At 48.9% G+C, this 14,056-nt stretch carries 18 protein-coding genes; 8 read left to right on the plus strand and 10 right to left on the minus strand.

Features of this window, described 5'->3' with window-relative positions:
* Positions 1–73: 73 nt before the first annotated feature.
* Positions 74–1,378 carry a uracil/xanthine transporter gene (locus ACF8OF_RS17625; RefSeq protein ID WP_262861275.1) on the minus strand — a complete coding sequence of 435 codons (1,305 nt, stop codon included), beginning with the start codon at positions 1,376–1,378 and terminating at the stop codon, positions 74–76.
* Positions 1,379–1,486: 108 nt separating this feature from the next.
* Here ACF8OF_RS17625 and ghrB point away from each other — a divergent pair, with 108 nt between their 5' ends.
* Together ghrB and ACF8OF_RS17635 are read left to right on the plus strand one after the other, a co-directional pair.
* The gene (gene ghrB / locus ACF8OF_RS17630) at positions 1,487–2,464 is read left to right on the plus strand and encodes a glyoxylate/hydroxypyruvate reductase GhrB (RefSeq protein ID WP_392497369.1); all 978 of its coding nucleotides are present in this window, start codon (positions 1,487–1,489) and stop codon (positions 2,462–2,464) included.
* A 203-nt stretch (positions 2,465–2,667) separates the two neighbouring features.
* Entirely contained in the window at positions 2,668–3,075 is a 408-nt protein-coding gene (locus tag ACF8OF_RS17635; protein ID WP_262861274.1) for a hypothetical protein, read from the plus strand.
* A gap of 59 nt (positions 3,076–3,134) precedes the next feature.
* Here ACF8OF_RS17635 and ACF8OF_RS17640 read toward each other — a convergent pair whose 3' ends face one another.
* Complete coding sequence (locus tag ACF8OF_RS17640; protein WP_262861272.1) at positions 3,135–4,082, minus strand: cation diffusion facilitator family transporter; 948 nt, start codon at positions 4,080–4,082, stop codon at positions 3,135–3,137.
* Positions 4,083–4,529: 447 nt separating this feature from the next.
* Between ACF8OF_RS17640 and ACF8OF_RS17645 the strand changes: the two genes are divergently transcribed.
* Entirely contained in the window at positions 4,530–4,967 is a 438-nt protein-coding gene (locus tag ACF8OF_RS17645; protein ID WP_045138057.1) for a universal stress protein, read from the plus strand.
* Between the two features lie 49 nt (positions 4,968–5,016).
* Here the strand turns inward: ACF8OF_RS17645 and psiE are convergent, their stop codons facing one another.
* Together psiE and eco are read right to left on the minus strand one after the other, a co-directional pair.
* On the minus strand, positions 5,017–5,418 hold the full coding sequence (psiE, locus tag ACF8OF_RS17650; RefSeq protein ID WP_123568420.1) for a phosphate-starvation-inducible protein PsiE: 402 nt from the start codon (positions 5,416–5,418) through the stop codon (positions 5,017–5,019).
* 132 nt (positions 5,419–5,550) lie between these two features.
* The gene (eco, locus tag ACF8OF_RS17655) at positions 5,551–6,072 is read right to left on the minus strand and encodes a serine protease inhibitor ecotin (protein ID WP_392497280.1); all 522 of its coding nucleotides are present in this window, start codon (positions 6,070–6,072) and stop codon (positions 5,551–5,553) included.
* A gap of 324 nt (positions 6,073–6,396) precedes the next feature.
* Between eco and ACF8OF_RS17660 the strand changes: the two genes are divergently transcribed.
* Positions 6,397–6,609, plus strand: a complete 213-nt coding sequence (locus tag ACF8OF_RS17660; protein WP_024474907.1) for a DUF465 domain-containing protein — start codon at positions 6,397–6,399, stop codon at positions 6,607–6,609.
* A 145-nt stretch (positions 6,610–6,754) separates the two neighbouring features.
* Complete coding sequence (locus ACF8OF_RS17665) at positions 6,755–7,003, plus strand: YecH family metal-binding protein (RefSeq protein ID WP_392497281.1); 249 nt, start codon at positions 6,755–6,757, stop codon at positions 7,001–7,003.
* A 75-nt stretch (positions 7,004–7,078) separates the two neighbouring features.
* Here ACF8OF_RS17665 and ACF8OF_RS17670 read toward each other — a convergent pair whose 3' ends face one another.
* The gene (locus ACF8OF_RS17670; protein WP_025152850.1) at positions 7,079–7,330 is read right to left on the minus strand and encodes a DinI family protein; all 252 of its coding nucleotides are present in this window, start codon (positions 7,328–7,330) and stop codon (positions 7,079–7,081) included.
* Positions 7,331–7,449: 119 nt separating this feature from the next.
* Here ACF8OF_RS17670 and ACF8OF_RS17675 point away from each other — a divergent pair, with 119 nt between their 5' ends.
* Positions 7,450–7,806 carry a nitrous oxide-stimulated promoter family protein gene (locus tag ACF8OF_RS17675; RefSeq protein WP_262883423.1) on the plus strand — a complete coding sequence of 119 codons (357 nt, stop codon included), beginning with the start codon at positions 7,450–7,452 and terminating at the stop codon, positions 7,804–7,806.
* Here ACF8OF_RS17675 and ACF8OF_RS17680 read toward each other — a convergent pair.
* From ACF8OF_RS17680 to modA, 5 genes are all read right to left on the minus strand, one after another.
* The gene (locus ACF8OF_RS17680; RefSeq protein ID WP_262868227.1) at positions 7,797–8,351 is read right to left on the minus strand and encodes a GNAT family N-acetyltransferase; all 555 of its coding nucleotides are present in this window, start codon (positions 8,349–8,351) and stop codon (positions 7,797–7,799) included. The two genes, ACF8OF_RS17675 and ACF8OF_RS17680, sit on opposite strands and share 10 nt — an antisense overlap.
* 67 nt (positions 8,352–8,418) lie before the next feature.
* Complete coding sequence (locus ACF8OF_RS17685; protein WP_262862236.1) at positions 8,419–9,144, minus strand: polymer-forming cytoskeletal protein; 726 nt, start codon at positions 9,142–9,144, stop codon at positions 8,419–8,421.
* 420 nt (positions 9,145–9,564) lie between these two features.
* On the minus strand, positions 9,565–10,188 hold the full coding sequence (locus ACF8OF_RS17690) for an ABC transporter ATP-binding protein (protein ID WP_025152846.1): 624 nt from the start codon (positions 10,186–10,188) through the stop codon (positions 9,565–9,567).
* Entirely contained in the window at positions 10,175–10,963 is a 789-nt protein-coding gene (locus ACF8OF_RS17695) for an ABC transporter permease (RefSeq protein ID WP_029990853.1), read from the minus strand. The genes ACF8OF_RS17690 and ACF8OF_RS17695 overlap by 14 nt, the downstream gene beginning before the upstream one ends.
* Positions 10,964–10,977: 14 nt before the next feature.
* Positions 10,978–11,739: a molybdate ABC transporter substrate-binding protein gene (gene modA, locus ACF8OF_RS17700; RefSeq protein ID WP_392497282.1), complete on the minus strand. Its 762-nt coding sequence runs from the start codon at positions 11,737–11,739 to the stop codon at positions 10,978–10,980.
* 639 nt (positions 11,740–12,378) lie between these two features.
* Here modA and ACF8OF_RS17705 point away from each other — a divergent pair.
* A complete protein-coding gene (locus ACF8OF_RS17705; protein WP_025152843.1) occupies positions 12,379–13,188 on the plus strand; it encodes an AraC family transcriptional regulator in 810 nt (269 codons plus the stop codon).
* 288 nt (positions 13,189–13,476) lie between these two features.
* On the plus strand, positions 13,477–14,022 hold the full coding sequence (locus ACF8OF_RS17710) for a hypothetical protein (RefSeq protein ID WP_392497283.1): 546 nt from the start codon (positions 13,477–13,479) through the stop codon (positions 14,020–14,022).
* Positions 14,023–14,056 lie beyond the last annotated feature (34 nt).

Genomic DNA, 14,056 nt, shown 5'->3' on the forward strand with positions numbered 1-14,056 from the left:
TTTTCCGGAGCCGGAACAGACACAAAGTCTATCACAGTTTCCCGCGCATCCGGAAAAATGCCGCAGAATTACCCTACTTAACCTTATCCCAGCGCACCAGACTTTCTGATAATACCGCCAGTAAAATTGCTACCAGCATGCCGTTCCCCAGCATCGGACGCAGCAGCACCGGCAGGTCGCTGATAAACACCGCTGGCGGATTGATCAGAAAAATACCCACAAACAACGGAATTGCCAGCCGGTAAATATTGCGCGCATTAAGGGAAATTTTATCCACAAACGCCAGTGAGGAAAACATCAGCGGCAGATAGGTCGCCAGCATCACCGCACTGCCGATGGCGAGCGGCAACCCGCTGAAGAAAAGTGTGACCGGTGGAATAAGTCCCATCAGCAGAAACAGCACACTGCCGACCACCAGGGATGTCCGGCTGCTGTCATTGGTCTGGGTGATTAACCCCACTGAGGAGACAAACGGCGCAAACGGCACCACGGCCAGCGGCGCGGTCAGCAGCGTCACCGAGCCGGTGACAATAAAGCTGCGCCGGAACAGGACACTGTTTTCCTGCAGTTTATCCATGTAAAACACATCCGTCGAACGGATAGCGCCGAAGGTATTACTGATATTCAGCAACCCGGTCAGGATACAGGTGATAATCACGCCCCAGCGGAATTCAAACCCGTCAGTGCTGCCGAGCGGCAGAAATTCCCATGATGCGGATGCCACGTCCCGTCCCGGCGGGGAAAACAGCAGTACGTAAGCTCCCCATCCCAGTAACACGCCAATCAGCAGCGCATATTTGGCCACCGATACCGGGGCATACACAATCACGCCCAGCACCAGGATCAGCGTTGCCAGCGCGAGGAAAAAGACCGGGTAATTCACGGTGGCATCCGGCGGCATAATACCGAACGGCAGTCCCAGCATCCCCTTCAGGAAAATAGAGACCAGCTGCGCGCCTATCATAAACATAAACACCGCCATCACCGCCGGATTAAAAATCCGGGCGATACGGGCTCCTGCGCCGGTAAAACCAATCACCAGCGTGATAAGTCCCGCACAGGCAATCCCGATAGCAAGGTTTGCGCCGGTCACGCCCGCAGAGGTGCCGAAAGAGGCTTCCGCCACGGCGATCCCCAGAATGGTGGCCCACCACAGGCCGGTCGGCCCTTCCATAATCGCACGCTGGTGACCGGTAAACACCTGCACCAGGCTGCCGAGCGCGGTGGCAATAAAACTGTATTGTGTGATGGTCAGCGTGGCGGCGTCAGAAAGATGAAACGCAGATTGCAGTGTCGGTGGGATCAGCACCGTATTGCAGAAAATAAAGAAATACCACTGAAAGCCGGACAGCCAGTGGCTTTTTTGCATTTTTATCATGGGATAACGCCTTTCGGATGCAGTGTCAGATTTATTGTTAATATAGTGATAATGATCATACTATCAAAGAGAGATTATTTTGTGAGTTTTTCACTCAGAGAGGTCATGATGAAACCATCCGTTCTTGTTTACCGCGATATTCCTGACGACATCCTCACCCGCCTGTCCGCTGAATGCAATGTTCAGCGCGTGCCGGAAATTGATCCGGACATTGACCCGTCAGTGAAACCGCTGCTGGCCGGAGCGGATGCTATCCTCGGCTCCGGCGGGAAAATTGATGCCCGTTTTCTGGCAATGGCGCCTAAATTGCGGGTGGCGTCCACCATCACCGTCGGTTATGACAATTTTGATGTCTCTGCCCTCAGTGCGCGGAATGTGGTGCTGATGCATACCCCGGATGTGCTGACCGAAACCGTTGCCGATGCCACCATGGCGCTGGTGCTGGCAACGGCACGAAAAATGATTATCAGCTCTGAACGGGTGAAACGCGGCGAGTGGAGAGAAAGTATCACGCCGGACTGGTACGGCTGTGACGTCCACCATAAAACGATGGGGATCGCCGGGATGGGCCGCATCGGTGATGCACTGGCGCGCCGGGCGCACTGCGGATTTGGCATGAAAGTGCTCTATAACGCCCGCTCCCGCCATGAAAAAACCGAAAAAGCGTATCAGGCGGAGTACCGTTCGCTCGATGCCCTGCTGGCAGAATCGGATTTTGTCTGCATCACGCTGCCGCTGACAGCGGAAACCCGCCATTTATTCGGTCGCGAACAGTTTGAGAAAATGAAACGCAGTGCCATTCTGGTCAATATCGGGCGCGGTGCCGTGATCGACGAAGTCGCACTGGCACAGGCGCTGAAAGAGAAAACGATCCTCGCCGCCGGTCTGGATGTTTTTGAACAGGAACCGCTGCCGCCGGATTCACCGCTGCTGTCGCTGGATAATGTCGTGCTGATGCCGCATATCGGCTCCGCCACCCATGAAACCCGCTATGCCATGGCGGCCTGTGCTGCTGATAATGTTCTCCGCGCCCTGAAGGGGAATGTCAGTCAGAATTGCGTCAATCCGCAGGCGCTGCAACAGTAATTATCCCGACCGCACACAGCAGATTATTTTTGCCGGATAATCTGCTGTTCCTGCTATTTCCAACCCTTTCAGATAATTATTAATTTCCATAATTATCAGATAAATACGATAGCATCGTTCGCTGATATCGTTTGATCTGTAGCACACTATTCCGGAATACGGATATTCAGGAAAAATACAGACAACGTATTGAAGGTCAGCGCATGAAAAAAATCAGATTATCACTTCTTTGTATTCCTGTTTTGCTGTTTGGCTTATTTCTGTTTTTTCATGAAACAGGACGCATTATTTATCATGAATCCGATATTTACCGTTACTATATGTACACGGACAGCGGGATACGCAATGCCCCGCGGATCTCGGAAAACTATCAGTTTGAATATATCCCGACAGCAGGGACAATTTCTGAGATGAGCAGTGTGGTTTTTCATGATGCACGGGATTGTACCCCACTGAAAAATTACCTGAATAATGCCGGTTATTATCTTTACCGGACGCAGGATCAGGGACAGGATGAAATCTGGTTATCCGCGCGGGATAAAAAAGCACTCTATTCCCTGCACCGGGATAAACAGGGCCGGTTTATCCGCCTTTCCCGCAGTTCTTTATAAAAAGACCGGAAACTATTACGGATAAAGATCCGTAACAGTCACACCATCAGAGATAATAATCAGGTTGTCAGCCCGGCACGGACGGACTGGGCAGGATCAATATGCGTCATCACACTCAGCACCTGCGGGTCACGGCGGATATTCATTTCCGCTGCAATGGCGATATCATGGCCTTCTTTGACCGTCAGGTTTTCATCAATTTCAATATGGACATCCACCAGCAGATAATCGCCGGACTTACGGGTTTTCAGATCATGCACCCCTTCCACTCCCGGGGTTTCCATCACAGACTGCGTGATTCTGGCAACGGTTTCTTCATCCGCACCGCGATCCATTAAATCCTGGAGGGACTGCAGGGTAAATTTCACCCCCATGCGCAGAATAAACAACCCGACCACCAGCGCGGCGATCGGATCCAGAATTTTGTACCCCAGCAGACTGCCGGTGATACCGATGGCCACCACCAGTGATGATGCCGCATCCGAACGGGCATGCCAGGCATTGGCTTCCAGCATATTGGATTTTACTTTGCGCGCCACATGCAGCATATAGCGGAACAGGCCCTCTTTCGCCAGCAGTGCCAGCAGCGCGACATACAGCGCCAGCGAGTGTACTTCGGGAATGGTTTCCGGTGACATAATCCGTGAACCGGCGGTCCACAGCATCCCGCCGCTGACCACCAGCAACAGCACGCCCAGCACCAGCGATGCCACATTCTCGTAACGGAAATGGCCGTAAGGGTGTTCCTCATCCGGCGCTTTACGGCTGCCGCGGTTAGCAATCAGCACCACAAAATCAGCGATAAGGTCAGACAATGTATGAACCCCGTCAGCAATCAGACCCTGTGAATGCGAGAAAATCCCCGCCACTATCTGCCATGCAGACAACAGGGTATTCACCCAGACACTGACCCAGGTGCTTTTTTTCGCGGCCGCGAATTTTATCTCACGGCTGATATCCGCGCTGTTTTCAGCGGTTTCATCCGCCTGTGCAGGTATATTAGACATAATTTAATTCCACATTATTTTTGTGGTTAATACAAAGCAAATACTTGCTGTGGATCGTAATCATTATAGTTCAGCAAACGGATCAATGCCGTTCTTTCTGAACAGGAAATAAAGAATTACAATTAATAAGGTTAACGCAGAATATTAATTCAGCATCCGCAGTATGTCACAATATTTTTTTCACGTCTCCAATTTTATGATTTTATTTGATTTTTATAACTGAGAATCATTATTCTTATCGCTTTTAAAACGTCTTCTTTCATTCGCCTTCTCTGATTGCGTTAGCATTATTTTCTTTAATTCACGCTCTCCTTTTTATTATTGTTAATAATAAAAATAAACGATAGTTATTTTCATTTCACAAATTAAATAAGCTGCCGTCATGATCACAACACACGCTGTCATTTTTTGTCATACTGACACTGATTTCAGTTAACAGGAGGCTGTATGTACAACACGATTCTGGTTCCGATTGATATTCTTGAAGATGACCTGACAGACAAAATGCTGCCCCATGTGGAGGCACTGGCGAAAATTGATCATCCGAAGATCCATTTCTTCACCGTTATCCCTAACGTGGAAATGTTCTTCGGGGTGGAATACGCCTCAATGCCGGTCAGTATGCGGGAATCCGGAGAGCGCATTGAGCTGGCGCTTGCCGCACTGAAAGAAATTATTAAAGGAATTGCTGTGCCGGAAAGTCAGTACACCCTGCACGCGGCTATCGGATCAGCCAAAAACGAAATTCTCTCTTATGCCAAAGAGATTAACGCCGACCTGATCCTGATGGGCTCTCACCGCCCGGGTGCGGCAACATTCCTGCTCGGCTCTACCGCAGCAACGATTGTCCGTCACGCCAAAACATCGGTGATGGTTATCCGCTGAACCCGTTTGTCTGTTTATTCTGCCCCGCGTCACTGCGGGGCATGTTATTTCAGCTGCGTTTAAGCTTATCGGTATTTGCCAGATATAACGCCACGGTCAGCGCCAGTATTGACAGGGTATGCAGGAATGTCGCATTGGCATCTGAGTGATCGACAATAATTAAACGCACCATCGCCGTAATGCCGATATAGATAAAATAGCGCAGCGGGAAATGGTAGCCCGACGAAAAATACTTCACAATCAGGGCAATAAATTCAAAATAAAGGAAATAGGTCACGATACTGTCTAATAACAGATAGGTTGTTTTCTCCTGCGCGGAAAACAGCAGATTAATCAGCGTCAGTGTTTCCTTTCCCATAAATACAATCAGCAGCACACCTAAAATCAGCAGTGCAATATTCAGAACCCATTGCAGCGCGGTTGCTATCTGGCGGGATGGCTGAAATTCCATAATCAATAGCCTCAGTAATAGACGACAATTACGCCCGTAAACAGTATGGGTTTAAGTGTACGACGAAATGATGACAGAACCGAATAAAAAAACACGGCGGATGCCGTGTTTTATATGTCAGATAGTAACGGATTATTTTGCCGGTGCATCCAGCAGTTGGTTATCCGTGCTCCAGATACGGTATTTTACTTCCACATCTTTCGGGGCATACACCACAACCGGCAGGCGGCTGTTGTAACGGACAAAGGCTTCGTCACCCAGGTTAGCGCTGACAAACGCTTCATGTTTTTCATTATTGAGGCAGCCCATCATGGTGGACATCGGCCCGGTTAAGTCGCCGGCCTCATAATAGTCATAACCGAAACCCTCAACGGTTTTCTGTGTCAGCGTACCGCCGAACCACTGACGGTTGCAGTCCACCATCTGTTTTTTACCGACAACCAGCTCGATTTTGTACTGCCCTTCATCAGATTTCGGCTCTACGGCAATCACATGGCGAACCTGACCTGACGCAGCCTGCGGGAAATGTTTCAGCTCACTCATGCCATTGTCGGTTTTCACAATCTTCAGCGGCTCCATATCAGCGGTTTTTGCTTCTTCAGCATAAGCGCCGGCGGCGAACATGGCCATAACAGGAAGGATCAATTTTTTCATCAAATAATTACCTTGTTTTATAAGTCCATTTGATTATGAAATCGTCTCATAATCTTCATGCTGACTATTAAGAACATTATAATAATCTTTAGTTCACTGCCAGCGTAAAACACAGAAAATTCTTACAAACCGGCATATAATCTCAGACAAATTACCATAGGCAGTGTGTTAAACCAATAACCCGGCCGGTGTACCATCAACCCCATCAATAAATCACGATCCATTTATGCCATTCCGATCACGGATATAACGATACGACCCATGCATTCCGGCGTGTGTTTGTTATACTGAAAAGGCTGTATTCCCCGTCAAACAGGAGGTTCTATGCCACTTGATCAGCAAGCCCTTATAGCACAGCTTAAAGACTCAAATCCTCGTTTTGCCGCACTGTATCTGAAGCATCATCAGTTAAATAATGAAATTGCCGAGCTTGAAGGCCCGAACGGCGCAGGCTATAACGACAATGTCGTCCGGCTGAAAAAAGAAAAACTGCACGTTAAAGATGAGATGCAGCGTATTTTAGCGGAGTGTCAGTAGTTTCTCCCCCTGTCAGATAACGCCCTTTTTCGCGGGCGTTATCTTATGTCTCCTTCCCTTTCGCACCATAATCTGACCTGACGCAATCTATTGCACCTCAAAAGATGCATAATAATTACACCTTTATTATCCGACCGGAGTTATTATGTCTGAGAAAACGTCTGTCCATGGTCACGAGGTCATGAATATGATTATTGAAAGCGGGAAGCATTACACCACAGAATCACTTATCACGGCTATTCATGCCACGTTCGGCGAAGATACCCGCTTCCATACCTGCTCGGCAGAGAATATGGATGCAAAAGCGCTGGTCAGTTTTCTGGCGGCACGCGGAAAGTTTACCGGTACTGAAGAGGGGTTCAGCACATCCGCTGAGAAAATCTGTAATCACTGAATGGCGTAAAAAAACCGCTATCTCCCCTGAAGGCACAAAAACCGGGAGATAGCGTTTCCTGTAACAGGAAGAAAATCATGAGGGTGTATTGTCATCATCCATCCAGCTGTCATCTTCCCAGATGGTCTGAATGGTATCCATCAGCGACTGTTTATCGTCAGGGGATTTCACGCCGGAGATATTAATTGTGGTCTGGCTGCTTTGCGCAATACGGAACTGCATATCCGGATATAACGGCAGGATCCGGCGTTTTAACTGGACTTCAAGGGACTGAATAAGATGCGCAGGCACTGCATTTCGTTTATCTAACAGAATTTCAATACGCATGATGTTGCTCTCCGTAAACTGTATGCATATACAGTATTTTATTTTTAAATAAAAAGAAAGCAAATTTTTAGCACGGTATTTAAATTTATGGGCTTTACTGCACGAAAGAGGAGTTTTCGATGACCGGCAAACGTATTTTACGGGAAATCAAAACCGTTACCCGTATGGTGGAACTGTATGAACAGCACCATCCGGCACCGGCAGATGCTCCGGAACATTATCGTGATCTGCTGGCCTATGCGGTGAAACGGCTGGAAAAATGCCGTTACGGTGAAGACAAACCGGCCTGTAAACAGTGCCCGGTGCACTGTTATCAGCCAAAGCCACGGGAAGAGATGAAAGTGATTATGCGCTGGGCCGGGCCGCGTATGCTGTGGCATCATCCGATCCTGGCTGTCCGTCATCTTATTGATGACAAAAAACCGGTGCCGCCCCTGCCTCCCCGCCGCCGCACGCCCCGCAATAATCAGGACTGACGCGCGCGGTAATCCGCCTGTGTGATCTTATACAGCACATGTGTCTGTAACGGATGTCCCTGTTCCAGTGACGGATGCAAAAACTCGCGCTGATACTGCATCCCCGCCTTTACCATCACCCGTTCGGAAGGCAGATTCACCTTCGCGGTAAACGCGACAATCTCCGGCATATTCAGCGTCATAAAGGCATGATGCAGCACCGCATTTGCCGCTTCGGTCGCATAGCCTTTACCGTGGAAGCGTTTCGCCAGACGCCAGCCGATTTCAGTACACGGACTGAAATCAAACGGCGCGGACGGGATATTAAGACCAACAAACCCGGTAAATTCCCCGCTGCTTTTTTCTTCCGCCACCCATAACCCGAATACTTTCTGCCGTTCAAAGCGGCGGATAATTTCATCCGCCATTGCATCACTCTCTGCCGCACTCAGACAGGCCGGAAAAAAACGCATCACCTGCGGATCCGCATTCAGTGCGCGGAACGGTGCATAATCTTCCGGCGTCCAGGGACGCAGATGCAGGCGCGGGGTATCAAGGGTAAGCATATACTCCTCCGGTTCATTCATAAAATATACCGGAGGAGTATAACGGATTTACGCGGGGACAGCGCGGTTACACGCGCTTAAAGACAGACGGGACTTTTTGCGGCTCTTTGTTTTTACCGTTACCGTTCTGTGACGGGGATTCCGGAGCGGATTCCGGTGCGGATTCCGGTGATTTCTCTGCCGCAGCGTCTGCTTTTTCAGACGCTTTCCGCTCAGTCACGGCTGCCGGTTTATTATTCTCCGGGCGGGATGGTGGTGTCTGTGGCGTTGCAGCGGTTTTACCGGCCGGGGCATACGGCTCTGACTGGCCGATAAAGGTGCCACCTTTGCGGATAGAGAAATTAGAGGCCCGGCAGACGCCGTTAAGTTCACCGTGCTCAAGAATTTCCACCTGCTCGGTTGTACAGGTGCCGGTCAGCACGCCGTCAATCAGCAGGGTTTCGGCAAAAATATCCCCTTCCACCACACCGGACTGCATAATGCTGACCGAGCCGGAACGGGCTTTGATTTGTCCCTTGATTTTACCCCAGATTTGCAGGTTACCGCTGATTTCAATATCACCGGTCATGCGGGTTTCTTTGCTGATAACCGTCGGCTGGCGGGATTCAAGCGATGCCAGCGGGCGTTGTTTCTCTTCACCACGCGCGGACAGCAACTGGGAAATTTCATTCGCCTGTGCGCTGAGTTCAGCCGTTTTTCGTTCCTCTTCTTCTCTTTCTTCTCTGGTTTTTTGCAACGGTGCCGCAACCGGCGCCGTTTCAGGGATATCTGCTTGTTTTTTCTTACCGAACATGACGTTTTTCCTTTTCCTTTCCGGGAGAATCGTAATAGCACAGATGACGACGGCAATACCCGTTAAATAAACAGGCCACGATGCGTGTCCGGCTATCACTGCATACAGTAACAATCCCCATAAAAACCAAAGGGATGTCAGCATAATATTAAGCATGGCAGACCTTTGTGATGGTATTTTTACGTTACGGAAGATACTTTTGCATATTGTACGCAGCCGCCACTCCGGTAAAGGGCGGATTAAGAGCAGTATCAGTATGTAATCAGGGAAATAGAGAAAGCGGTGACTATAGCCGGATACACTCCGTGTACCCTGAGACAGCATCCCTTCATTACAATCCATCACCGCCCTCTCCGGTATCTACATTAACTGAAGAGGGCAGAATAAAAATATCACAATTACGTCACGATTTTATCCCTCTCAAGCCCCTGCCGTCCCCCGGATTTTTCCGCCTTCTGCTGCTAAATGGTATTGTGCCAGTGCCTCTGCCTCTTCAGGTTCATGTGTGACCAGAATCGTGGTGATCCCTTCTTCTTTCAGCAGATTAATCTGCGGCCATAACTGTCTGCGGGTCGCCCGGTCCAGCCCGGAGAACGGTTCGTCCAGCAGCAACAATGCCGGCGGTGAGATCAGTGCGCGGGCAAGTGCCACCCGCTGCTGTTCCCCTCCGGAAATCTGATGCGGAAAACGTGCCGCCAGGTGTGCGACCTGCATTTTGTCCAGCAGTGCCATCGCCTGTGATTTATCCCGCTTCAGCCCGGCGGCATACTGTGCAAGCCGCAAATTGCCCATCACTGTCAGCCACGGAAACAGCCACAGCCGCTGATTAAGATAACGGCAGGGACGTTTCCAGACCGGCAGCGGATCCAGGGGAACATCCCCGAGCCGGATAGTGCCCTGATACGGCAGATAACCGGCAATACAGTTCAGTAATGTGGTTTTTCCGCTGCCGGAAGGGCCGCAAATCGCGGTACATTGTCCGCGCGGCAATGTCAGCGAGAGGTCCTGCAGGATCCCCGCACTCAGATGTTCAACGTGCAGCATGTGAAGGTTGCCTTTTCAGCCGGTGTAATGCGACCAGCAGCACAATCGCCAGTGCCATCAGGATCAGTGCGCAGCCGAGTGCGAGTGAAAAATCACCACTGGCAATATTCAGATAAATTGCCATGGGCAGGGTTTCGGTTTTAAAGCGGGTGGCACCAGCCAGCATCAGTGTGGCGCCGAACTCCCCCAGCGCCCGGGAATAGGCGAGGATCCCGCCGCTCAGCAATCCCTGCAGGCATAACGGGATTTCCGCCAGCAACAGGGTTTTTCCGGGAGTCAGCCCGAGATTCATTGCAGTACGGACATAAGCCGGATCCACTGAAGCAAACGCCCCCTGTGCTGAACGGTACAGCACCGCTGACGCGACATAGGTCTGGGCGATAATCACACCCAGCGGGGAAAACAGCCAGCGCCCCAATTGCGGAAAAATCCCGGCCAGCGGCCCCTGACTGCCCAGCAGCAGTAACAGCCCGATACCAATCACCAGCGGCGGTGTGACCAGCGGGATATCAAACAGTGCATCCGCCACCCGCCTGCCGGGGAAATCCCCCCGCACCATCACCCAGGCTGCCGGTACCGCGATCAGAAATGCCAGTACCAGTGATGTCAGTGAGGTCGCCAGTGACATCAGTACCGCAAAATGAAATTCAGGATCGGTAATCAGCTGAGTCAGCAGTGCCGGCGTTACCTGAAACAGTAATGCCAGCAGAGACCCGGTAATCAGACACAACAACAGTAACAAGGGCACCAGCGCCCATTTCATCACCGGATACATCTGTAATACCGGGATCAGTGCGTGTCAGCCGGTCTGACCGGCAGAAAACCGTAATCGGTAAAGGCATTGATCCCTTCCGGAGAGGCAAAATATTCCGCCAGTTGTTTTGCTTCAGCCGGGGATGCACTGGTGCTGAGCACGGCCAGCGTGGCCACTTCTTCCGGACTGCCTTCCGGTGACGGCAGAATCATCAGTTTATCGCGGTTTTTCATCGCATCGGCGCGGCCGATAACGGCGGCGTCCACTTCACCGTTGAGCAGATACAACGACAGGTGTTTAATTGTGGCCGCCCGGACAATGACTTTTTCCCGCAGTGCATCACCGTAACCGCTGGCATCCAGCAATACCTCACCACTACGGCCCAGCGCAATGGCTTTCGGGTCCCCCATACCGATACGCAGATTACTTGCGGCAAGATCCGCAATGCTGTTAATTCCGTCTGCTTTATCTTTGCGTACCGCAATCACCGGAATATGCCGGACGATCGGATAACTGTCCGTCACCTGTTTTTCTTTCTGCAGCTTTTCCACATAATCCGCCGATCCCGGGAAAAACAGATCGCCCTGCTTTGTCAGTTCAAACCGGGTCAGGATCTGCCCGGAACCACCATATTCCACCGTTACCGTATTACCGGTCTCTTTTTCAAACTGACTGATCACCTTTTCGATCGGCGGGCGCAGACCGGCACCGGCATACATATGTAACTCAGCGGCCATCACAGCCGGAACGGAACAGCAGAACAGAAATGCGGAGAGCATCAGACGACGGGACGACATAGTAACCTCACTCGTTATATATTTTTTTATATAATGATTAAAAACGGTGAGTGGTGCAAGGGACAGTCATCACGAAACGGCGTATCATCTGTCATGCCGGTGGCGTTCCCCGCCGGAAACAATCCATAACATAAATAATATAACGATTGATATTCACCCAAAAAATTCAAATCAGCCAACCGCAACATAATAAAAACATAATATTAAATATAATAACGTTAATTATCAGAATTAAAACAATGGCTACATCTTTGCAGAATAATACGCTGTACTGCACCGGCAACTACAGTATTAATTCATTCCCGCTCAATTTTTTATCAAAAAAACAGATTCAATGATAATTAATTGTATATATATTCCATGGATTAACACAAAATAACAACAAGAAAATAGCATTTAAAATACATAATTCATCATGACATTACTTGCTGTTCGTTAAAGTTATTCACCATGTAAATAAAATAGCATTCAAACCAATAAATAAGGCCGTTAATGTCATAAAAACTACGTATCAAGTAGAAAAGTCCGACATTAGTTATATAATTATTTATATCGGATGGATTGACACTGTCCCTGTTATTTAATTTCCGAAAACTACGCCGTATTGTTTACTCTGAGATGCCCATGAACTCATGTACTTTGACATCTGACAATAATAAAGAGATACAGTCTGTTATTGTTGAGCCTGATATTTTCAATATTACCGAACAACAGGAAAAAGGTCTTTACCTTCTGATGTCCGGAAAAATGAAATGGCAGGATTGCATAAACTCATACACCCTTCATGACAATGAAGTTATTTTTTCCAACCAGGGAAGCTATGCATATCAGCATATTTCCGGTGATATTAACTTATTATGGGTTCCGCTGAGTAACCATTTTCTGCGGGATTTCCTGCACCGCTTTTCCGATATTCTCAGCCATCTTCACCGCGTTGCGGACCCGACATCCGGACTCATTTACTTCCCGCAGTCCGCCATGCTGAAAAACAGTATCAGCGGGTTTTATGATGCTTACTGTAATAATGCACCGTCACCGCTGATAAAGCTGAAACTGGAAGAATTATTATTAATTATCGCCCTCAGTGAGGAAGGCACACGGCTGATGTCGGTATTGCGCCAGCTGAGTAACCGCCAGGCGGAACGCTTGCAGACCTTTATGGAAAAACATTATCTGAAAGACTGGAAATTAAATGAATTTTCCCGGGAATTTGGTATGGGTCTGACAACCTTCAAAGAGCTGTTTGGTGCGGTATACGGCACATCACCACGGGCCTGGATCAGTGAACGGCGGTTATTATTCTCCCATCAGCTTCTGCTCAATACCCAGATGAGTATTGTTGATGTCTCCATGGAAGCCGGGTTCTCAAGTCAGTCGTATTTTACCCAAAGTTACCGTAAACGTTTCGGATTTACACCCAGCAAAGCCCGGAGTAATCATATAAACTGACGAATAGTGATAAAAACAGAAAACAAAAATAACACCGGAAAAAAACGGGTCTGTTAAGCTGCGTTCCTTTGCTTCACTTTTATTCAGCCAGAGGGATTTATGCTTAATAAAACGACCTGTCATCGTTATCTGTCAGATGATGAAATATATAATTCAGAAGACGTTTGTAACGAGAATGATTTATTATCTAAATATCTTACACGTCAGCAGACAGACTATTTAAAAAAAACGAATTGGTTCCGCCGCAGAAAGAAATGGAATATTCCTTTTCAGTATCGTGACCTGACCATGATCAGACAAACAATACAGGCTTATCCTGATAACTGGGATACCTGTTTGTCTGACACCATTATATTATCCGGGTCCCGTTACTGGGTGGACTGGCTATTAAATGAAACTTATGAATACCGGATAAAAGACGCACACCGTGAGCTGTGGGATCGGGAAGAAGAATACCGCCGGAGCCGGATAATAAACAGCCAGCTGTCGGCTCTGTATACACTGTACAGCGCATATTATCCGCAACCGGAACAGACTGAACTGTCAGATATTAAACACTGTCTCACTGAATCCGCACAGGATCTTTCCCGGATACAGCAGGATATTTATGCTCTCCGCCGGGAAATTCCGTTCACACTGCGTCATTTTATTAATGTGTTCCGTGATGTTATTTATCATCATAAACCCTTACCGGACAACGGTATCCCGGACTATTTCCGCACTGTTGTGCAGCTGATTTTGCAGCTGAAAAATAACAATGATGATAATCAGCTGTATCTGTGGCTGAACAACCGCAATATCTGTCTGACGGCAGATAAAATACACTGGTGCTGACAGTACCGGTCAATACACCGGATAAAGGGATAGC

Origin of the sequence: Morganella sp. TYF_1 (assembly GCF_043105645.1) — a bacterium.
In the GTDB taxonomy this organism is placed as follows: Bacteria; Pseudomonadota; Gammaproteobacteria; order Enterobacterales; family Enterobacteriaceae; genus Morganella; species Morganella morganii_B.

Excerpts from the sequence above, each read along its gene's own strand:
- ACF8OF_RS17625 (WP_262861275.1), bottom strand. The coding sequence starts at position 1,378 with ATGATAAAAATGCAAAAAAGCCACTGGCTGTCCGGCTTTCAGTGGTAT.
- ACF8OF_RS17710 (WP_392497283.1), top strand. The coding sequence starts at position 13,477 with ATGATCAGACAAACAATACAGGCTTATCCTGATAACTGGGATACCTGT.
- ACF8OF_RS17675 (WP_262883423.1), top strand. The coding sequence starts at position 7,450 with ATGACCGGCAAACGTATTTTACGGGAAATCAAAACCGTTACCCGTATG.
- ACF8OF_RS17695 (WP_029990853.1), bottom strand. The coding sequence starts at position 10,963 with ATGTATCCGGTGATGAAATGGGCGCTGGTGCCCTTGTTACTGTTGTTG.
- ghrB (WP_392497369.1), top strand. The coding sequence starts at position 1,487 with ATGAAACCATCCGTTCTTGTTTACCGCGATATTCCTGACGACATCCTC.
- ACF8OF_RS17670 (WP_025152850.1), bottom strand. The coding sequence starts at position 7,330 with ATGCGTATTGAAATTCTGTTAGATAAACGAAATGCAGTGCCTGCGCAT.
- ACF8OF_RS17680 (WP_262868227.1), bottom strand. The coding sequence starts at position 8,351 with ATGCTTACCCTTGATACCCCGCGCCTGCATCTGCGTCCCTGGACGCCG.
- ACF8OF_RS17665 (WP_392497281.1), top strand. The coding sequence starts at position 6,755 with ATGTCTGAGAAAACGTCTGTCCATGGTCACGAGGTCATGAATATGATT.
- ACF8OF_RS17690 (WP_025152846.1), bottom strand. The coding sequence starts at position 10,188 with ATGCTGCACGTTGAACATCTGAGTGCGGGGATCCTGCAGGACCTCTCG.
- ACF8OF_RS17660 (WP_024474907.1), top strand. The coding sequence starts at position 6,397 with ATGCCACTTGATCAGCAAGCCCTTATAGCACAGCTTAAAGACTCAAAT.
- psiE (WP_123568420.1), bottom strand. The coding sequence starts at position 5,418 with ATGGAATTTCAGCCATCCCGCCAGATAGCAACCGCGCTGCAATGGGTT.
- ACF8OF_RS17640 (WP_262861272.1), bottom strand. The coding sequence starts at position 4,082 with ATGTCTAATATACCTGCACAGGCGGATGAAACCGCTGAAAACAGCGCG.
- ACF8OF_RS17645 (WP_045138057.1), top strand. The coding sequence starts at position 4,530 with ATGTACAACACGATTCTGGTTCCGATTGATATTCTTGAAGATGACCTG.
- modA (WP_392497282.1), bottom strand. The coding sequence starts at position 11,739 with ATGTCGTCCCGTCGTCTGATGCTCTCCGCATTTCTGTTCTGCTGTTCC.
- eco (WP_392497280.1), bottom strand. The coding sequence starts at position 6,072 with ATGAAAAAATTGATCCTTCCTGTTATGGCCATGTTCGCCGCCGGCGCT.
- ACF8OF_RS17685 (WP_262862236.1), bottom strand. The coding sequence starts at position 9,144 with ATGTTCGGTAAGAAAAAACAAGCAGATATCCCTGAAACGGCGCCGGTT.
- ACF8OF_RS17635 (WP_262861274.1), top strand. The coding sequence starts at position 2,668 with ATGAAAAAAATCAGATTATCACTTCTTTGTATTCCTGTTTTGCTGTTT.